Source organism: Chryseobacterium sp. UF-81 (genome assembly GCF_058245105.1).
The window spans coordinates 61,624-80,139 of the sequence record NZ_JBSIBX010000014.1; the positions used below are offsets into that span (position 1 = coordinate 61,624).

Annotated in this window: 15 protein-coding genes; 10 read left to right on the forward strand and 5 right to left on the reverse strand. The window is 38.6% G+C overall.

What is annotated here, in order from left to right; genetic code table 11:
• Positions 1–1,230: an MFS transporter gene (locus AC4IFE_RS17530; RefSeq protein ID WP_490758433.1), complete on the reverse strand. Its 1,230-nt coding sequence runs from the start codon at positions 1,228–1,230 to the stop codon at positions 1–3.
• A gap of 123 nt (positions 1,231–1,353) precedes the next feature.
• Between AC4IFE_RS17530 and AC4IFE_RS17535 the strand changes: the two genes are divergently transcribed.
• Complete coding sequence (locus tag AC4IFE_RS17535; RefSeq protein WP_490758434.1) at positions 1,354–2,259, forward strand: AraC family transcriptional regulator; 906 nt, start codon at positions 1,354–1,356, stop codon at positions 2,257–2,259.
• Positions 2,260–2,376: 117 nt separating this feature from the next.
• On the opposite strand, the gene AC4IFE_RS17540 is transcribed toward AC4IFE_RS17535, so the two are convergent.
• The gene (locus AC4IFE_RS17540) at positions 2,377–2,931 is read right to left on the reverse strand and encodes a thioredoxin family protein (protein ID WP_490758435.1); all 555 of its coding nucleotides are present in this window, start codon (positions 2,929–2,931) and stop codon (positions 2,377–2,379) included.
• A gap of 157 nt (positions 2,932–3,088) precedes the next feature.
• Between AC4IFE_RS17540 and AC4IFE_RS17545 the strand changes: the two genes are divergently transcribed.
• The 4 genes from AC4IFE_RS17545 to AC4IFE_RS17560 all read left to right on the forward strand — a co-directional run bounded on the left by AC4IFE_RS17545 (position 3,089) and on the right by AC4IFE_RS17560 (position 10,108).
• Positions 3,089–3,685 (forward strand): TetR/AcrR family transcriptional regulator, encoded by a 597-nt coding sequence (locus AC4IFE_RS17545; RefSeq protein WP_111960491.1) that lies wholly within the window; start codon positions 3,089–3,091, stop codon positions 3,683–3,685.
• 347 nt (positions 3,686–4,032) lie between these two features.
• On the forward strand, positions 4,033–5,193 hold the full coding sequence (locus AC4IFE_RS17550; RefSeq protein ID WP_490758436.1) for an efflux RND transporter periplasmic adaptor subunit: 1,161 nt from the start codon (positions 4,033–4,035) through the stop codon (positions 5,191–5,193).
• A 40-nt stretch (positions 5,194–5,233) separates the two neighbouring features.
• A complete protein-coding gene (locus AC4IFE_RS17555; RefSeq protein ID WP_490758437.1) occupies positions 5,234–8,416 on the forward strand; it encodes an efflux RND transporter permease subunit in 3,183 nt (1,060 codons plus the stop codon).
• Positions 8,417–8,695: 279 nt separating this feature from the next.
• The gene (locus AC4IFE_RS17560) at positions 8,696–10,108 is read left to right on the forward strand and encodes an efflux transporter outer membrane subunit (protein ID WP_490758438.1); all 1,413 of its coding nucleotides are present in this window, start codon (positions 8,696–8,698) and stop codon (positions 10,106–10,108) included.
• Positions 10,109–10,331: 223 nt separating this feature from the next.
• On the opposite strand, the gene miaA is transcribed toward AC4IFE_RS17560, so the two are convergent.
• A complete protein-coding gene (gene miaA, locus AC4IFE_RS17565; RefSeq protein ID WP_490758439.1) occupies positions 10,332–11,246 on the reverse strand; it encodes a tRNA (adenosine(37)-N6)-dimethylallyltransferase MiaA in 915 nt (304 codons plus the stop codon).
• Between the two features lie 131 nt (positions 11,247–11,377).
• Here miaA and AC4IFE_RS17570 point away from each other — a divergent pair, with 131 nt between their 5' ends.
• From AC4IFE_RS17570 to nadA, 3 genes are all read left to right on the forward strand, one after another.
• Positions 11,378–12,235 (forward strand): YicC family protein, encoded by an 858-nt coding sequence (locus AC4IFE_RS17570; RefSeq protein ID WP_490758440.1) that lies wholly within the window; start codon positions 11,378–11,380, stop codon positions 12,233–12,235.
• 70 nt (positions 12,236–12,305) lie between these two features.
• Positions 12,306–12,869, forward strand: a complete 564-nt coding sequence (gene gmk / locus AC4IFE_RS17575) for a guanylate kinase (protein ID WP_490758441.1) — start codon at positions 12,306–12,308, stop codon at positions 12,867–12,869.
• A 122-nt stretch (positions 12,870–12,991) separates the two neighbouring features.
• Entirely contained in the window at positions 12,992–14,011 is a 1,020-nt protein-coding gene (gene nadA / locus AC4IFE_RS17580; protein ID WP_490758442.1) for a quinolinate synthase NadA, read from the forward strand.
• 247 nt (positions 14,012–14,258) lie between these two features.
• On the opposite strand, the gene AC4IFE_RS17585 is transcribed toward nadA, so the two are convergent.
• Positions 14,259–14,453: a bacteriocin-like protein gene (locus AC4IFE_RS17585; RefSeq protein WP_490758443.1), complete on the reverse strand. Its 195-nt coding sequence runs from the start codon at positions 14,451–14,453 to the stop codon at positions 14,259–14,261.
• An 82-nt stretch (positions 14,454–14,535) separates the two neighbouring features.
• Entirely contained in the window at positions 14,536–14,706 is a 171-nt protein-coding gene (locus tag AC4IFE_RS17590) for a hypothetical protein (protein ID WP_490758444.1), read from the reverse strand.
• 408 nt (positions 14,707–15,114) lie between these two features.
• Between AC4IFE_RS17590 and thrA the strand changes: the two genes are divergently transcribed.
• Together thrA and AC4IFE_RS17600 are read left to right on the forward strand one after the other, a co-directional pair.
• Positions 15,115–17,565, forward strand: coding sequence for a bifunctional aspartate kinase/homoserine dehydrogenase I (gene thrA, locus AC4IFE_RS17595; protein ID WP_490758445.1), 2,451 nt, complete (start codon positions 15,115–15,117; stop codon positions 17,563–17,565).
• A gap of 10 nt (positions 17,566–17,575) precedes the next feature.
• Positions 17,576–18,505 carry a homoserine kinase gene (locus AC4IFE_RS17600; protein WP_490758446.1) on the forward strand — a complete coding sequence of 310 codons (930 nt, stop codon included), beginning with the start codon at positions 17,576–17,578 and terminating at the stop codon, positions 18,503–18,505.
• Positions 18,506–18,516: the final 11 nt, after the last annotated feature.

Genomic DNA, 18,516 nt, shown 5'->3' on the forward strand with positions numbered 1-18,516 from the left:
TTATTTCTTAGGATTTATTTTTAATTTATTCATGATAATAGCCGAAATGATCAGCAGTGAAAGCGGAATAAGCGAAAGATAAAATGCCTCTTGTCCACTGAATTCCTGAAAAACAAAACCTGTGATCATGGAACCAATTGTACCTCCAATGGCAGAAAAAACTACGATCAGGCCGGACATTGCACTGTGTAAATATTTTGGAATGGAGGCCAGGATCACAGAATTGATACTCGGATAAATCGGTGCCAGCAAACCTCCCATTAAAGGAAATACATACACTACAAGCGGAGCATTAAACCAGCCTGTTCCTTCATCAATCTTAATATTATGAGTTAATGGCAGAACCAGAATGATACTGATTGCAAAACCGATCACACAGAAAGACACCACATAGATCCAGCTGAATTTCTTAGAGAAAAAGCCCGATAAAAATCTTCCCAGTGCAAAAGCTCCGGCCAAAACTGCCCCGGCCTGGATACTCATTGAAGTCGGAAGTTTTAAAATTTCTTTATAAAAAGTAGGAGTCCATGTCTGGAAACTCTGTTCTACCAATACAAATAAAAAGGCACACAAGAGGAAAAATAATACTTTCTTATAACTGAACAGACTTATACTGTTTTTAAGATCTCCCAGTAAATCGGTTTTCTCGCTCCTGGCTTCGCTTTCATTTAATTTTGAAAAGAATAAAAACAAAAATGACAATGCAGAAAGCGTCCCCAATACCCAATATACGTTCAGCCACTGGGTAGATTTTGGATTGTGATCATCAATGAATAAACTGAACAGGACATTTCCTGCCAATACACCAATCATAAAAAACCCTTCCAGAAAGCCCATAAAGCTCGAATGTTCTTTATCGGTATCGGTAACAAGACCAATAGAAGTAAAAACAGAGATCTTTATTAAAGCAAATGAAATTCCTACAATGGTAAATAATAATTTGAAAAACCAGAAATCATTCGCAAAAGGCATCACAAAACACATGCAGCTTACCATGAAAAGGGCAATCAGCATCGAATTTTTAATCCCTATTTTAGGCAAAAATGAAGCCAGGATAAATGAGCATATGGCAATCGGCAGATCCTTAAATCCTTCCAGAATACTGGCTGAAGATTTTGAGATCCCGAAATTCTGCTGCACCTGCAGAATAACTGTTCCCACGGAATTCAAAAGAATCGCGAAAACAAAATAATTCAAAAATAATACAGCTTTAATATTGAAATTTTTCATGGAGATCATTTCTTGTCGGCTAAGATAGAAGCATTTCGGTTAACATTAATTTAACACAATAAATCAATATTTGAACTATATTAATATAATTAGTATTTTTATTGGATAAATACGATTAATTAAATGAAAGTCAGTTTCGAAAGAATAACTCCGGACGAAAAGAGCTCCTTCCGTACCCTGCACAATAATTCGCCGATCTCAGAATTCAAATGGGAATACCATTACCATCCCGAAATTGAGCTTGTATGTATTGTTTCCGGGAACGGGACCCGTCACGTTGGGTATCATAAAAGCAACTATACAAACGGGGACCTGGTTTTGATCGGCTCCAATATTCCACATTCAGGTTTTGGATTAAATTCTACAGACCCACATGAAGAAATTGTCCTGCAGTTCAGAGAAGAGATTCTTCAGTTTCCCCAGCAGGAAGTGGAAGCCCGGTCTATTAAAAATCTTCTGGAACTTTCTAAATATGGAATCCAATTTCATCATAAAACTAAAAAAGTAATGCTTCCCAAGCTGAAACTCATGCTGGAATCTGAAGGTTATAAAAGATATCTGCTCCTTCTGGAAATTTTATTCGAGCTTTCAAAATGTAAGGATTATGATCTTCTGAACAAAGAAATTATGCCGTACACCATTATCTCAAAAAACAAAACAAGACTGGAAAACATCTTTACTTATGTAGAACATAATTATGATCAGGAAATCAACATTGAAGAAGTAGCAAAACTCGCCAACCTTACGCTTCCGGCCTTCTGCAACTTTTTCAAAAAGGCTACCCAGATCACTTTTACGGAATTTGTAAACCGGTACCGTATTAATAAGGCCTGTCTGCTGATGGCTCAGGATAAGAGCATCTCAGAGTGCAGCTACAGCTGTGGATTTAATAATGTAACTTATTTTAACAGGATGTTTAAAAAATATACCGAAAAGACACCTTCGGAATTTATTAAAAACTATTCTCATAATAAGGTGAGTGTAGATTTGAAGGTTGAGAATGAGGTTAAATTAAAAGCTAGCTTTTAAAAATACTATTATCCTTGGCAAGGTTTTGAACCTTGCCAAGGATAAAAAAAGCTGCTCTTAAAAAAGAACAGCTTTATACTTATATATGACGGTTAAAATATTCAACCATTCATTGTATTACTTCCATTTGATATTACAGCCCATGCTCGGTCTCTGGATCTCTTCCTGAGGTTCCCCCAGCAAAAGATTTTCAAAAGCGATGATCAGATCTTCCCCGGTTACATCTTTATTGTTTCCAGGTCTTGAATCATCCATTTGCCCTCTGTAGATCAGATCCAGTTTATCATCAAAAAAATAGAAGTCCGGCGTGCATGCAGCATCGTAAGCTTTGGCAACAGCCTGACTTTCGTCGTACAGATAAGGAAAATCAAAATTTCTCTCGATCTGGAATTCTATCATTTTTTCCGGAGCATCGGCCGGATACTTTTCTACATCATTGGCATTGATCGCAATGAACTCAATCCCTTTTTCATTATAATCTTCATACAGCTCGTTGATCTTGTCGATTACGTGAAGAACAAACGGGCAATGGTTGCACATAAAGATCACCAGTGTTCCTTTTTCACCTTTCAGGTCTTCCAGAGATTGGATCTCGTTGGTCTTTGAAGGGTTCGGAAGCTCAAAAAACGGAGCCTTGGTTCCTAAAGCCAGCATATTAGAGGGAGTATTCATATCCTTTATTTTCTTTATCCGCAAAGATAAAGTTTCTTTTAATATAAAGCCAATTCGGGAATTTATAAACTTACGTTAAATGTTAATTATCAAATATTATTTGGAAGATATATTAAAAAGTTTGTAGTTTTGCTAACACTGTTAGTAAATAAAAATCATGGGCCTACATGAACGTCGTCAAAGAGAGAAAGAATCCATCCGTGCAAATATTTTGCAGGCAGCTTTCGGTTTGGCTAAAACAGAGGGCTGGGCTTCACTATCAATGCGTAAGATTGCAGATGCTATTGAGTACAGTGCTCCTGTAGTCTATGACTATTTTGAAAACAAGGAAGCAATTTTGTATGAAATTTCTCTGAACGGCTTTCACTGCCTTCACATAGAGCTTTTAAAAGCACAGAGAAAATTTGATACTCCTGAAGAGCAGCTTATTGCCATAGTAGACGCCTACTGGAATTTTGCTTTTAAAAATAAGGAATACTATCAGCTGATGTTCGGTTTGGGAATGCAGTGCAGCGGAAAGGGTCAGATGAAAGAAGAGTTTTCATCATTCCAGGATCTTATTTATGAATGTACCTACAACATTATTAAGAAGAACGGATCCAATCCTGACAATGCCTGCCATATGTCACACGCCTTATTTTCAGCGGTGCATGGACTGATCTCCATTATGATGATGAGAAATACGGATATCCCTTCTACAATGAATAAAACGACTTTGGACGAAACAGTATCTGCTTTCGTTAAGTCTTTGTAAATTTTTTTTGAACTGAAAATTAACACCGTTAGGAAATATAACATTTGAATATCAATAAATATTCGCTTAAAAACTAAAAATTCATCATGGAAACTATCATTCAAATTTCAGAACATCTTTCACATTCAGTTAACACTGTTAGATAAATTAACACATACTTAATACACCTCACTTCTATATAAATTCAACATTAAAAACAGCCGCTATTATGAAAATGACGACCTGACTCCTTAAAATTTTGGAATTTTTTTGAACTAATCATTAACACCGTTAGAAAAAATAACAGAATTTATTTAAAGAACATTATTACTTAAATCTAACACTTCATTAAAAAAATTAAACCAACAATGAAAATACCTGGAAAAATAAGGTTTATCGTACTTATATCAAGTATTATCCTTTTGCAGAACTGTACCCAAGCAGCAGAAGGTTCCAATGCAGCACCGCCTGCTCCGGAGCTTCCGGTTTACACCGTGATCACCTCTCCAGCTACAACATATCAGGAATTTCCTACCGCACTGGAGGGTAAAAACAACGTAGAGATCAGATCTCAGGTAGATGGGTATCTGGACAGGATCTACGTGGAAGAAGGCTCGTATGTAAGAGCCGGACAGCCTTTATTTAAAATAGATTCAAGAGCGTATGGCGAGCAAATGAATATGGCTCAGGCCAATTTGCAGGTGGCCAATGCCAATATCCAGAAGGCCAAAGTGGAAGTTGACAGACTTCAGCCACTGGTAGAAGCAAAAGTTGTTTCCGATGTACAGATGAAAACCGCCAAAGCTAATTATGCAGCAGCCGTAGCAGCCGCATCACAGGCAAAAGCATCTGTAGGAGGCGCTAAGATCAATGTAGGATTTACCACCATTACAGCACCGGTAAGCGGATATATCGGGAGAATTCCTTACAAAAAAGGAAGCCTGATTTCAAGAACAGATCCCAGCCCGTTGACGTTATTATCGGATATCAGTGAAATTTATGCCTATTTCTCTTTAAGTGAACTGGATTTCATTGCGTTTCAGAATAAATATCCCGGAGCGACTTTAGATGAAAAGCTGAAGAATATGCCAATGGTAGACCTGGTAATTGCAGACAACAGTACTTACCCTGAAAAAGGTAAAATGAGTATTGTAGACGGACAGTTTGATAAAACCACCGGAGCTATCACCGTCCGTGCAGTTTTCCCTAATGCAAAAGGCTCTTTAAGAACCGGAAATACAGGAAGAGTGCGTATGCCTCAGATGCTTTCCAATGCTGTTGTTATTCCGCAGGAATCCACTTTTGAAATTCAGGATAAAACCTATGTTTATATCTTAGGCAAAGACAACAAAGTAACCAGCAAACCGGTAAAAATCTCAGGAAAAACCGAAAGCTATTATTTTATTTCTGAAGGACTTTCTCCTGGAGAGAAAATCGTATACACCGGAATCGGAAACCTGAAGGACGGAGCTTCTATCAAGCCGAAAGCTATTTCATCTGACAGCTTATTGAGAGCTAAACCTTTATAATCTATTCCATATACAGAAGACTTAAAAAAATAAACTTCTTATGTTAAAACAATTTATAGAAAGACCGGTATTATCAACGGTCATCTCCATCATACTGCTGTTGCTGGGAGCACTTTCGGTTTTCAACCTGCCGATCACGCTGTTTCCGGATATTGCACCTCCAAGCGTTCAGGTAACCGCATTTTATCCGGGTGCCAATGCGGAGGTTGTAGCCCGTTCCGTTGCCGTTCCTATTGAAGAAGCAGTAAACGGGGTTGAGAATATGACCTACATGACCTCCAACTCAAGTAATGACGGTACCATGACCCTGAGCGTGTTCTTCAAACAGGGCTCAGATGCAGATAATGCTGCAGTCAATGTTCAGAACCGTGTATCTAAAGCCATGAGCCAGCTTCCTCAGGAAGTCGTTCAGGCCGGAATATCTACACAGAAAGTACAGAACAGTATGATCATGTTCATGGGACTGTCAAGTGATGATCCTAAGCAGTATGACGAGCTGTTTCTTCAAAACTATCTTAAGATCAATGTCATTCCTCAGATACAGCGTATTCCGGGTGTTGCCCAGGCCCAGGTTTTCGGAACGAGGGATTACTCGATGAGAATCTGGTTAAAGCCAGACAGATTAGCAGCCAATAATCTTTCTCCACAGGAAGTAATGGCGGCCATCAAAGATCATAACCTTGAAGCTGCTCCGGGACGTCTTGGCCAGGGAAGTAAGGAAACGTACGAATATATTCTAAAGTATAAAGGTAAATTAAACAAAAACGAAGACTACGAAAACATTGCTATTAAAGCCAATAATGACGGTTCATTTTTAAGATTAAAAGACGTAGCAAGAGTAGAATTCGGTTCCTATACTTATACGGCAGCCAACAGAGTGGATGGTAAACCTGTAGCAGGTTTTGCTATTCTTCAGACTGCAGGTTCCAATGCGAATGAAATTCTGACTGAAATTGAAAAACAGGTAGATCAGTTCTCCACTACCCTTCCAAAAGGGGTAAAGCCGATCATTATGTACAACTCCAAAGACTTCCTTGATGCTTCTATTCATCAGGTAGTTGAAACTTTGGTAATTGCATTTATACTGGTATTTATTGTGGTGTATATTTTCCTTCAGGATTTCAGATCTACATTGATTCCTGCGATTGCAGTTCCTGTAGCCATTATCGGTACCTTCTTCTTCCTGCAGCTGTTCGGATTCAGCATCAATATGCTGACCCTGTTTGCATTGGTACTCGCCATCGGTATTGTGGTGGATGATGCCATCGTGGTGGTAGAAGCCGTCCATTCCAAAATGGAACAGACAGGAATGCCTGTTGAGCAAGCCACTACAAATTCCATGAGTGAAATTTCCGGTGCCATTATTTCCATTACGTTGGTCATGTGTGCCGTATTTATTCCGGTTGGTTTTATGCAGGGTCCAGCAGGGGTTTTCTACCGACAGTTTGCCTTTACTTTGGTCATTGCAATCATGATCTCAGCAGTAAATGCATTGACATTAAGCCCGGCTTTATGTGCCTTATTCCTGAATGATCCTCAGGGAGAACATGGCGAACACGGTCAGAAAAAAGGTTTTGGAGCGAAATTCTTCAATGCATTCAATGTAGCCTTTAACAATATGACCAGAAAATATATTTACAGCCTTAAGTTTTTAATTAAAAACAAGTGGGTTGCAGTTGGAGGTCTTGCTCTTATCATTGCCTCAAGTATTTTCCTGATTAATAAAGCGCCTACAGGATTTATTCCGACAGAAGACCAGGGATTTGTTCTGTATGCCGTGAATACGCCTCCGGGAAGTTCACTGGACAGAACGAACAGAGCAACTGAACAGATTGATAAAATTGTAAATGCTGAAAAAGCCATGAATCACCTTTGGGTAGCCGATGGGATGAACTTTATCAGTAATGCCAATGCCTCTCCTTATTCTGCAGGTTTCATTAAGCTTAAAGACTATAAAGACCGTGGGGAAATGAAAGATCCGGATCAGATTGCAGCAACCTTGACAGGAAAAGTTGCGCAGGTAAAAGATGCTAACGCGTTCTTCTTCAATTTCCCGACAGTACAGGGATTTGGTAACGTTTCCGGGTTTGAATTTATGCTTCAGGATAAAACGAACGGTTCTTTTGAACAGTTGGGAACAACCACTCAGGCCTTCATCGGGGAACTGATGAAACGTCCGGAAATTGCGTTTGCATTCACCACCTATGCTGCCGGAAATCCACAGTACACCATTGATGTAGATTCGGATAAAGCCAATCAGCTAGGTGTTTCTATAACAGAATTGATGCAGACTATGCAGATCTATTACGGAAGTAGCTTTGTTTCAGATTTCAACAGGTTCGGGAAATATTACAGAGTAATGGCCCAGGCAGATATCCCTTACCGTACGGATGCGAACTCTCTGGAAGGAATTTATGTTAAAAATAATTTAGGTGAAATGGTTCCTGTAAAGACTTTGGTCACGTTGAAAAGAACTTTCGGGCCGGAAACGGTGACCAGAAATAACCTTTTCAACGCTGTAACCATTAACGGAACTCCAAAACCTGGTTACAGTACCGGAGATGCTATTAAAGCTGTAGAAGAAGTGGCTCAGAAATCGCTTCCGAGAGGTTTCGGATATGAATGGACAGGAATTACCCGTGAGGAAATCAAAACAGGTGGTCAGACCGCATTTGTATTCATGTTAAGTATACTATTTGTGTATTTCTTACTGGCTGCCCAGTATGAAAGTTATATCCTTCCGTTTGCTGTAATTCTTACAGTTCCTACCGGGATTTTCGGAGTATTTGCTTTCACAGGATTAGCGGGAATTGACAATAATATATACGTTCAGGTAGGACTGATCATGCTGGTCGGATTGTTAGCAAAGAATGCGATCCTGATTGTAGAATTTGCCGTTCAGAGAAGAAAAGCAGGAAAAACACTGATTGAATCAGCCCTTCAGGCTTCAAGATTACGTTTGAGACCTATTCTGATGACCTCATTTGCCTTTATTATCGGTATGCTTCCACTGGTTTGGACGCAGGGAGCTGCTGCAAAGGGTAACCACTCTATCGGTATCAGTACCGTAGGAGGAATGTTTACAGGAGTGGTATTCGGGATTTTCATTATTCCTGTAATGTATGTGATCTTCCAGTACCTGCATGAAAAAATGCCAAGCAGAAAAAAGAGAAGACTTCAAAGACAAAAATTGGAGGAAGAACTTCTGGCCACTGCAAATTAATACATATGATTTACAAAACTTTGAGAACATTTTAAACCACAAAAGTCACAAAAATTGTTAAACACTTAAGCTACTTGAAGTTTACTATTGGAATGAAAAGAAGCTCACATAAGTTTTTAAAGAATCAGAGATTCTTATGTAGAATAAATACATGAACATCCGTGAAAATCTGTGTCATCTGTGGTTAAAATAAAGCAAAGTATTCTCCTACTAAAGACCTCTTTGCATCAACTAAATCCTCTCAAAGTTTTGTTTTCAAATAAAAGTCTATTTAAAACTATGAAAAGAATTAAGAATTTTATTCTGACACTTATATTGGCTTTAGGCGCGGTTTCGTGTGTGTCCAAACTGGCATATACGGAGCCGGACCTTCAGCTTCCGGAAAAATTTCAGTACACGGCTACTGCTGATACAGCAAGTATCGCCAATCTGGAATGGAAACAATTTTTCAGCGATCCTATTTTACAGGGACTGATTGAAAAAGGAATTAAAAATAACTATGATCTTCAGATTGCCCTAAAACAGGTGGCTTCTTCACAGGAAAAACTGAAACAGGCAAAATATCTTCAATATCCTGATGTAGGTTTCGGTGTTTCGGCGCAGATTTCAAAACCTTCGGAAAACAGTATGAACGGGAAAAGCCTGAATTCATTTTTAGGTCAGAATCATGTTGAAGATTATAATGCAGCATTCAATCTTTCCTGGGAAGCTGATATCTGGGGTAAGATTAAAAATCAGCAGGAAGTTTCAAGAATGCAGTATCTGCAGACGTATGAAGCTACAAAAGCAATCCAGACCCAGGTGGTTGCAGCGATTGCCCAGGGATACTATAATTTATTGATGCTTGACAAGCAATTAAATATTGCAAAATCAAATCTGGAATTGAGCACCAATACCCTTTCGATTACTGAAAAAATGTGGCAGAGCGGTGATACCACTTCTTTAGGCGTTCAACAGGCTACAGCACAAAAGCAGTCAACGGAACTCCTGATTACCCAATTGGAGCAAAATATTGCGATCCAGGAAAATGCTTTGAGTATTCTTGTAGGTGAAAATCCAACTAAAATCAACAGAACAATTGAAATGTCGGACACTTCTCTTCCACAAGATATTTCGGCAGGACTTCCGGCAGCAATGGTGAGCCGACGTCCGGATGTCCGTCAGCAGGAACTGGTTTTGTTGGAATCCAATTCAATGGTGGGAATTGCCCAGGCTAATATGTACCCTGCCTTGAAAATCACAGCAAGCGGAGGTGTCAACTCATTTAAAATTGATAACTGGTTCCAGATTCCGGCCTCTCTGTTTGGATCTGTATTGGGAGGAATTACCCAGCCTATTTTCCAGAAAAGACAGTTAAAAACCGATCTGAATGTAGCTAAAATTCAAAGAGAGAAAAACGTTTTGGCTTTTCGTCAATCTGTTTTAAATGCTGTGGGCGAAGTTTCCGATGCTTTGGTTTCCAATGAAAGTTTAAAAGTTCAGGAACAGAAAGCAGCAGAACAGGTATCAACGTTGAAAAACGGAATAAAAAGTGCCGAAATGCTTTACAAAGGCGGTATGGCCAATTACTTAGAAGTGATAACAGCTCAGGGAAATTCTTTACAGGCTGAACTGAATCTTGCGTCCGTAAAAAGACAGAGACTGAGCAGCATTGTAGATCTTTACAGAGCTCTTGGCGGCGGTTGGAAGTAGTAAATTTAATTATATTGTTTGGAGTGCGGTCTTTAGGGATCGCATTTTTTGTTTTATTCTTGTTGGGAAACACAAAGATTTATAATAGCAGACTGCTTTAAGGTGCAAGAAAATAAAAGATTTTTAGCAAAATTCAACACTACACATTTTATCAAAGATAAAATCCTTGCGTCTTAAGCATTTTAAAATATTATTTCTTTGCGCCTTTGCATTTTTCCAACAGTTATTTCAGAGTTTGCTCTTTAATATAACCAATCAACCCATCAAAATCCTCTTTTGAATAACCCAATGGCAAATAGTAAATATCATCTGCCTTTCTGTACCATGTCAGCTGACGCTTGGCATATCTGCGGCTGTTCTTTTTAATTTCAGAAACAGCAAATTCCAGATCCCATTCTCCGTCAAAATATTTGAATAATTCTGCATATCCAACAGTTTTCAAAGCAGTAAGATCTTTAAATTTCTCCAGACCTTCTGCTTCTGCCAGAAGACCTTTCTCCATCATGATATCTACCCTTCTGTTGATTCTGTCATACAAATCTTCCCTTGGAGCTTCAATTCCGATGCGAATTACATTGAAATCTCTGGAATCCTGGGAAACAGCAATTTGTTCGGAATACTTTTTACCCGTCTGCCAGATCACGTCAATAGCCCGTAAAAGTCTTCTGTGATTGTGAAAATCCACCACTTCGAAATACTCGGGATCAAGTTCTTTCAGGATGTGCTGAAGTTTTTCGATTCCTTCCGTATCAAGGATTTCCTGTAATTTTTTCTGATTGTTTTCATCAGCCTCAGGCAGATCATTCAGTCCTTCAATAACTGCTTTTTCATACATCATACTTCCACCGACCAAAATAACGGTATTATGATTTACAAAAAGTTCGTTGAGTTTTTTTAAAGCATCTTCTTCATACTGACCGATAGAATAATAGTCCTGAACTGAAAGGTTCCCTATAAAATGGTGGGGAGCTTCCGCCAGTTCCTCTTCCGAAGGGGATGCTGTTCCTATTTTCATCTCTTTAAAAAACTGACGGGAATCACAGGAAACAATTTCTGTATTGAAGTGCTTTGCCAGATCAATTGCGAGTCTCGTTTTGCCTATTCCAGTGGGTCCTACAACAGAAATCAAATTTTTCATGTGTAGTGTATCTATTTGTTTTTTAAAGGTCATATGGAATCTAAAATCTTCATCATTAATTGTGGTTTCCCAATCACTGCGATTTCACAGTGCTAATTTAAATGTTTATCTTTGTACAACAATAAAAAACTATGATTTTATCAATGACGGGATTCGGCAGAGCCGAAGGTGTTTTTGAAGGAAAAAAGATTTCAATAGACATTAAATCTCTGAACAGCAAAAGCTTTGATTTGAATATTAAAGTCCCTTTACGCTATAAAGAGAAAGAATTTGAGATCAGAAAAATCCTTAACGACAGAATTATCCGTGGAAAGGTAGATTGCTACATTAATTTGGAGAACCTTGAAGAGACAAATGATGTGAAGATCAACAGGAGCTTAATTGACTCCTATATGAACGAACTTCGAAACATTGCTTCGGACGGTCCAGACTTTGAATACCTGAAAATGGCAGTAAGACTTCCGGATGCCATTACTTCAAGACCTGACGAACTTACGGAAGGTGAATGGGAAGCTTTGGCAAAGATTGTTCATGCAGCTGTGGATCGTTTTATGGAATTCAGAAAGACAGAAGGAACTATTTTACATGAAGAGCTCGAAAGAAACATCCAGAATATTGATAAATATCTTTCTGAAGTAGTTCCTTTTGAAGAAGAAAGAATCATTTCCGTAAAAGAGCGTTATCAGAAATCTTTAAAAGAATTCGAGAATGTGGATGAAACACGTTTCTATCAGGAAATGGCCTATTTCACAGAGAAACTGGATATTGCAGAAGAAAAAGTAAGGCTGACCCAGCATTTGAAATACTACAAAGAAGTAATGGATACTGAAGACTTCAACGGGAAAAAACTTGGTTTTATCTCTCAGGAGATCGGAAGGGAGATCAATACTTTGGGTTCAAAGGCCAATCATGCAGAAATCCAGAAGCTGGTGGTCATGATGAAGGATGATTTGGAAAAGATTAAAGAACAGACGTTAAACGTATTATAGACCATAGACCTATAGACAAGAGATTAGAGAGTTTATTCTTGTATCTCTAATCTAAAAATCTCTAATCTAAATGAATAAAGTTATCATATTTTCAGCACCGTCGGGGAGCGGAAAAACTACATTAGTAAAGCATTCTCTGAAAACATTTCCTGAACTGGCATTTTCTATCTCTTGCACTACAAGACAGCCGAGAGGAAATGAAGCCCATGCAGTGGATTACCATTTTCTGAGTCCGGATGAATTCAGACAGAAAATAGCAGAAGATGCTTTTGTAGAATATGAAGAAGTGTATACTGACAAATATTACGGTACTTTAAAGTCTGAAGTGGAAAAAATCTGGAATCAGGGAAAAGTAGTTATTTTTGATGTAGATGTAAAAGGAGGAATATCTTTAAAAAAATATTTTGGAGAGAAAGCCCTGTCTATTTTCATTGAACCGCCTTCCATAGAAGAATTGGAAAGAAGATTGATCTCCAGAAACACGGATGATGCAGAAACCATCAAAACACGTGTAGCAAAGGCAGGAGAAGAAATGACCTTTGCGAAAGAGTTTGACAGGATCGTCATTAATACCGATCTTGATGTAGCAAAAAAAGAAATAGAAAGTTTAATAAAAAAATTTATTGGGAATTAAGAGATGGATGATGGAAGTCGGATGATGAAAGTTTGAAAGAGTAATTACAATTCAAACTACAACATTCTAACTTCTAATTTCTAACCTCTAACTTCTAAAATCAAAAAAACATTAAGGTGGATATGAGTACCGAAACATTAGAAAAAGCCAAATCTGCGATTCCTGTAAGAGGATTCCTGGATATAAAAGACATAGCGATCCCTCAAGGAGAAGAATTAGTGAAAGCTATTCTGAAACTTAAAGAAGAAAAAAATGCGGTAATCCTTGCCCATTATTACCAGCCGGGAGAAATTCAGGATATCGCTGATTTCCTGGGAGATTCCCTACAGCTGGCAAGACAGGCCAAAGATACCAACGCAGACATGATTGTATTCTGTGGAGTACACTTCATGGCAGAAGCCGCTAAAATTCTTAATCCGACTAAAAAGGTAGTTCTTCCCGACACTATGGCCGGATGTTCTCTGGCAGACGGATGTTCAGGAGAAGGACTGAGAAAGATGCGCGAACAGCATCCTAATGCTCTGGTTGCCACTTACATCAACTGCAACGCGGAAACTAAAGCAGAAAGTGACATCATCGTAACCAGCTCAAATGCTGAAACTGTGATTGAAGCCCTGCCAAAAGACAGACCTATCATTTTTGCTCCGGATAAAAATTTAGGAAGATATTTATCTAAGAAAACCGGCCGTGATATGATTCTCTGGGACGGAAGCTGCATCGTACACGAAGCATTTTCTATGGAAAGAATTGCCCAGCAGATGGCAGACAATCCTGATGCTAAACTTATTGCACATCCTGAGAGTGAGGAAGCCGTTTTAAAGCTGGCTCATTTCATCGGTTCTACTTCTGCCCTGTTGAATTTTGTAGAGAAAGATGACTGTCAGAAATTCATTATTGCCACTGAAGAAGGAATTCTTCACGAAATGAAAAAACGTGCTCCGCACAAGGAACTGATTCCTGCACTGGTTTTTGACGAAAGCTGCAACTGTTCAGAATGTTTCTATATGAAACGCAATACCATGGAAAAATTATATCTGTGTATGAAATACGAGCTTCCGGAAATCCTTATCGACGAAGAGCTTCGTTTAAAAGCTCTGAAACCTATTGAGGCAATGCTGGATCTCTCGAAAAGTGTGAAATAATTTTTATATATTTAAGATTCAAACCAAAATCTTTACATATGAAAAATTTAAAAAAATTAGACAAAGCATGTCTAAAAAGCATCAATGGCGGAACATCAAGGGAATGTGACACTTATTGTAAACCCGATGAAGTATGCATTCCGGGAGTATGTGGCAGCCCGCCAAAATGTTTAGCCACTTCTTAAAAGTTGATGAATAAATCAATTGTAGTAATTAAAAGCACTGTTATGAAACAGTGCTTTACTTTTTATATAGGCCCGAAGCAGAGATAATCTACTCTCACCCTTAATTTACAACATTCAGGCAAAGCATTAAAGTCTTCACATGATTTCGGATAATCCGGACCTACTCCATAAGGCCCCGGAGGACAATACTCAAAACAGGTATTTCCTCCGTTAATAGATTTCAGATTCTCTCTTCCTAATTTTTTAAGATTTTTCATATTGATTTGTTTTGGTTTCTAAATATAACATTTTAAACCTCATCTATGAAAACGTTAATAAATAAGAGAGGCTCTAAATTAATTACACCATCGGAGCATAGCACGTACCTCCCGGAGTTCTCCAGCAGCCCCAGGCGCCGCCACTACGAAAACATACATACGCAGCACCGCCACATGTTTCAATCTGAAAGTCAGTAAATCCACCATTGATTTTACTTTTTTCTTCTCTTGAAAGTTTTTTAATTTTTCTCATAATATTTTGAATTTACATTTCGATTATAACTAGATTTTCACACGTTGTTGATATGCTTAACAAAGATGTAACTCAAAAACATCAAAACAAAACCAGAATTAACAAGTGTAGCTGAATATTAAGTAAGTGATACAGTTCGGAAGATTCCTGTCAATATCATTTTTGACAAAATATTTTGATATCTCCAAATAATTTGTACATTTGTTTAGTAAAGAATGAATTTTCTAAGAAACATATCAGATATTTCTGCACCGGAATCACTTATTTCGGGACTATCTTCTGTTTCTACATTCACAACTACAACAACTACCCCTTAGCGGGGTACATTTTCACATATCATTTCCTGCACCCGTACTCTTTTTTTAAAGAGTAATCATTTCGTTTTACCTAACCTAAAATATTTATTGGATGAAAGTCTTAAAATTCGGCGGAACTTCCGTCGCCAATGCCGGAAATATCCTTCTGGCAGAAAATATTATAAAAAAAGAATCTTTACAGAGCAGAGTGATTGTTGTAGTTTCAGCTCTTGGCAGTGTTACTGACACCCTGATAAAAGCAGCTGAATATGCTTCTCTTAAAGATGAAAAGTATATTCCCATCATTAAAAACCTGGAAGAAAAGCATCTGGAACTTGTTAAAGAACTGATTCCTGTTTTATCACAAAGTTCCTGGCTAAGCTTTGTCAAAAAGCATTTTAATGATATGGAAGATATCTACAGCGGCATATTTGTATTAGGTGAATTTACAGATAAGATCCGGGACAGGATTACTTCATATGGAGAATTCCTGTCATCAAACCTTATCGCAGCTAGGCTTCAGTATGATGGCTTAGACTGTATATGGATGAATTCAGCTGACCACATAAGAACCGACAGCAGCTTTGCCAATGCGAAAGTAGATTTTGAAATCACTGAAGAAAATATAAAGAATTTTGCAGCCGATCATAAAAACCAGATTATTGTCGCACCCGGTTTTATAGCCAAAGACCAAAACGGAAATGCTACTACATTAGGCAGAGGCGGATCCGATTATACGGCGGCCATTATTGCAGCAGCGGTATTAGCTGAAGAACTTCAGATCTGGAGCGATGTAAACGGGCTGATGACTGCAGATCCAAGATTGGCTTCCAATGCTAAACCTATTTCTGAAATTTCCTATCATGAAGCGATGGAACTTTCCCATTTTGGAGCTAAGGTTCTTTATCCGCCATCCCTACAGCCTGTGATGGCAAAAAATATTGACCTTAAAATTAAAAATACTTTTGATCCGGAGGCACAGGGAACATTAGTTTCCCATAAATTAAACAAATCAGCTGTTGAAAAACAACAGATCGCTGCAGGAGTTTCCAATATGAGTCATATTGCCCTTCTTACCCTGGAAGGTAGCGGAATGGTAGGAATTCCCGGAACCTCAGCAAAACTATTTCAGTGTCTCAGTCTTGAAAAGATTAATGTTATTCTTATTACCCAGGGCTCCTCTGAACATTCTATTACCATTGCCGTCAATGAAAAAGATGTATTTCATGCGGAAAATGTTGTGAATTCTTCTTTCGAAGATGATATAAAACTGCAGAGGGTGGCTCCTGTAAAAATAGAAACCGGGCTTTCAATTGTGGCGCTGGTAGGAGAAAACATGAAGAACAGAAGCGGAATCAGTGCGAAAATGTTTGGATGCCTGGGTAATAACGGAATTAATATCAGAGCTATTGCACAGGGATCTTCGGAGAGGAATATCAGTATTGTTATTTCAGAAAAAGATACTAAAAAAGCGGTTAACGTTCTTCATGAAGAATTTTTTGAATCCGAAATCAAGCAGGTACACCTTTATCTGTGTGGAGTCGGAAATGTAGGTTCGAAACTGGTAGAACAGATTTTTGAGCAAAATGAATATCTTCGGGAAAATAATTTAATTAACCTGAGAATTGCAGGGATTTCCAACAGCCGGAAAATGTTTTTTTCCGATCGGGGAATTTCTGAAACCGGATACAGCAATTGGAGTGAAAAAGCTGACGAAGCATCTATCCATAGCTTTGCAGAGGAGATCATTTTTCGCAACCTTAGGAATTCAGTATTTGTTGATGTAACTGCCAGCTCATCAGTACCGGAAATCTATGAAGATTTATTAAAAAGAAGCATCAATGTTGTGGCCTGCAATAAAATTGCAGCTTCCTCAGATTTTGAAGTGTATAAAAACTTAAAAAATACTGCCCGAAACCACAACTGCAACTTCTACTTTGAAACCAATGTAGGAGCCGGACTTCCAGTTATCGGAACCATTAACGATCTTATGAAAAGCGGCGATAAAATCACGTCAATTCAGGCTGTATTAAGTGGAACTTTGAATTTCGTCTTTAACAATTATGATGGCAGCAAAACATTTTCAGAAGTTGTTGCCCAGGCACAGAAAGAAGGTTTTACCGAACCGGATCCACGGCTGGACCTGACTGGAACTGATGTGGCCCGCAAGATCTTAATTCTGGCCAGAGAAGCCGGATATCCTCTTCAGTTTGAAGATATAGACAATGAAAGCTTTCTGCCTGAGGAATGTCTTCACGGAAGCGTAGAAAATTTCTATGAAAAGCTTACTGAATACGAAAATCATTTTAAAAACTTAGTCAATGAGGCACACAAAAACGGCAAGATCTTAAAATACACTGCAGAGTTTAAAAACGGTAAAGCCAAAGTTGGCCTTCAGCATGTTGCTCCAGACAGTGATCTGTATCATCTGTATGGCAAAGACAATATTGTTATCTTCAAAACTTTAAGATACTCCGAACAGCCACTTGTTGTAAAAGGAGCCGGTGCAGGGGCTGAAGTAACTGCCAGTGGCGTTTTTGCAGATATTATCCGATCAGTTTAAAATAAATAATATGAAAAAAATAAAAATAAAAGTTCCTGCTACGGTAGCCAATCTCGTTTGCGGATTTGATATCCTTGGAATGGCTATTCATGAGCCTTATGACGAAATGGAACTGAAATTACTGGACCGTCCTGAGATCATCATCAGACATGAGGATCATTTCGGACTTCCGGAAGAGCCGTCAAAAAATGTAGCGGGCGTTGTCCTTCAAAATATCATGGAACATCTGAAACTGGCGAAAGGTTTTGAAGTCACGATCCGTAAACATATAAAGCCGGGCAGCGGGCTCGGCTCCAGCGCGGCTAGCGCCGCCGGAGCCGCTTTCGGGGCCAATGCCTTATTAGGAAACATTTTATCCTGTGAAGAAATGATTCACTTTGCCATGTTTGGTGAAGAACTTGCTTCCGGAGTCCGCCACGCAGATAATATTGCCCCGTGCATTTATGGAGGAATCACTTTGGTAAAATCCTCCTCTCCTATTGATATTATTCCGTTGAGTACTCCCAACCTTTTTGTGGCTGCAGTACATCCGCAAGTCGAAGTAAAAACTTCTGATGCACGGCAAATCTTAAAGAAAAATATTCTTCTGAAAGATGCTGTAGAACAGTGGGGAAATATTGCAGGGCTGGTGACCGGAATTCTTAAAAATGATATTCCTCTCATCGGGAGAAGTCTGAATGATGTGATTATAGAACCCGTCAGGAGCATTCTGATTCCGAAATTCGATGAGATTAAAGCAAAAAGTTTGGAAGCCGGCGCACTTGGAGGCGGAATTTCCGGTTCCGGCCCTTCCATTTTCATGCTGGCAGAAAAAAAAGAAACGGCAGAAAAGATTGCCCGGCTAATGAAGTCTGTGTATGATGAAATTGAAATCGAGAATTTCGTCTATGTATCGAAAATAAATCCTGCAGGGATTGAGATTATTGAAGAAGAGCTATGATGAACCTATAA

Bases quoted from the DNA above. Each gene is read 5' to 3' on its own strand.
- AC4IFE_RS17535 (WP_490758434.1), top strand. From the start codon at position 1,354: ATGAAAGTCAGTTTCGAAAGAATAACTCCGGACGAAAAGAGCTCCTTC.
- AC4IFE_RS17590 (WP_490758444.1), bottom strand. From the start codon at position 14,706: ATGAGAAAAATTAAAAAACTTTCAAGAGAAGAAAAAAGTAAAATCAAT.
- AC4IFE_RS17545 (WP_111960491.1), top strand. From the start codon at position 3,089: ATGGGCCTACATGAACGTCGTCAAAGAGAGAAAGAATCCATCCGTGCA.
- AC4IFE_RS17530 (WP_490758433.1), bottom strand. From the start codon at position 1,230: ATGAAAAATTTCAATATTAAAGCTGTATTATTTTTGAATTATTTTGTT.
- gmk (WP_490758441.1), top strand. From the start codon at position 12,306: ATGAATAAAGTTATCATATTTTCAGCACCGTCGGGGAGCGGAAAAACT.
- AC4IFE_RS17550 (WP_490758436.1), top strand. From the start codon at position 4,033: ATGAAAATACCTGGAAAAATAAGGTTTATCGTACTTATATCAAGTATT.
- AC4IFE_RS17560 (WP_490758438.1), top strand. From the start codon at position 8,696: ATGAAAAGAATTAAGAATTTTATTCTGACACTTATATTGGCTTTAGGC.
- miaA (WP_490758439.1), bottom strand. From the start codon at position 11,246: ATGAAAAATTTGATTTCTGTTGTAGGACCCACTGGAATAGGCAAAACG.
- AC4IFE_RS17540 (WP_490758435.1), bottom strand. From the start codon at position 2,931: ATGAATACTCCCTCTAATATGCTGGCTTTAGGAACCAAGGCTCCGTTT.
- AC4IFE_RS17600 (WP_490758446.1), top strand. From the start codon at position 17,576: ATGAAAAAAATAAAAATAAAAGTTCCTGCTACGGTAGCCAATCTCGTT.
- AC4IFE_RS17585 (WP_490758443.1), bottom strand. From the start codon at position 14,453: ATGAAAAATCTTAAAAAATTAGGAAGAGAGAATCTGAAATCTATTAAC.
- AC4IFE_RS17555 (WP_490758437.1), top strand. From the start codon at position 5,234: ATGTTAAAACAATTTATAGAAAGACCGGTATTATCAACGGTCATCTCC.
- nadA (WP_490758442.1), top strand. From the start codon at position 12,992: ATGAGTACCGAAACATTAGAAAAAGCCAAATCTGCGATTCCTGTAAGA.
- AC4IFE_RS17570 (WP_490758440.1), top strand. From the start codon at position 11,378: ATGATTTTATCAATGACGGGATTCGGCAGAGCCGAAGGTGTTTTTGAA.
- thrA (WP_490758445.1), top strand. From the start codon at position 15,115: ATGAAAGTCTTAAAATTCGGCGGAACTTCCGTCGCCAATGCCGGAAAT.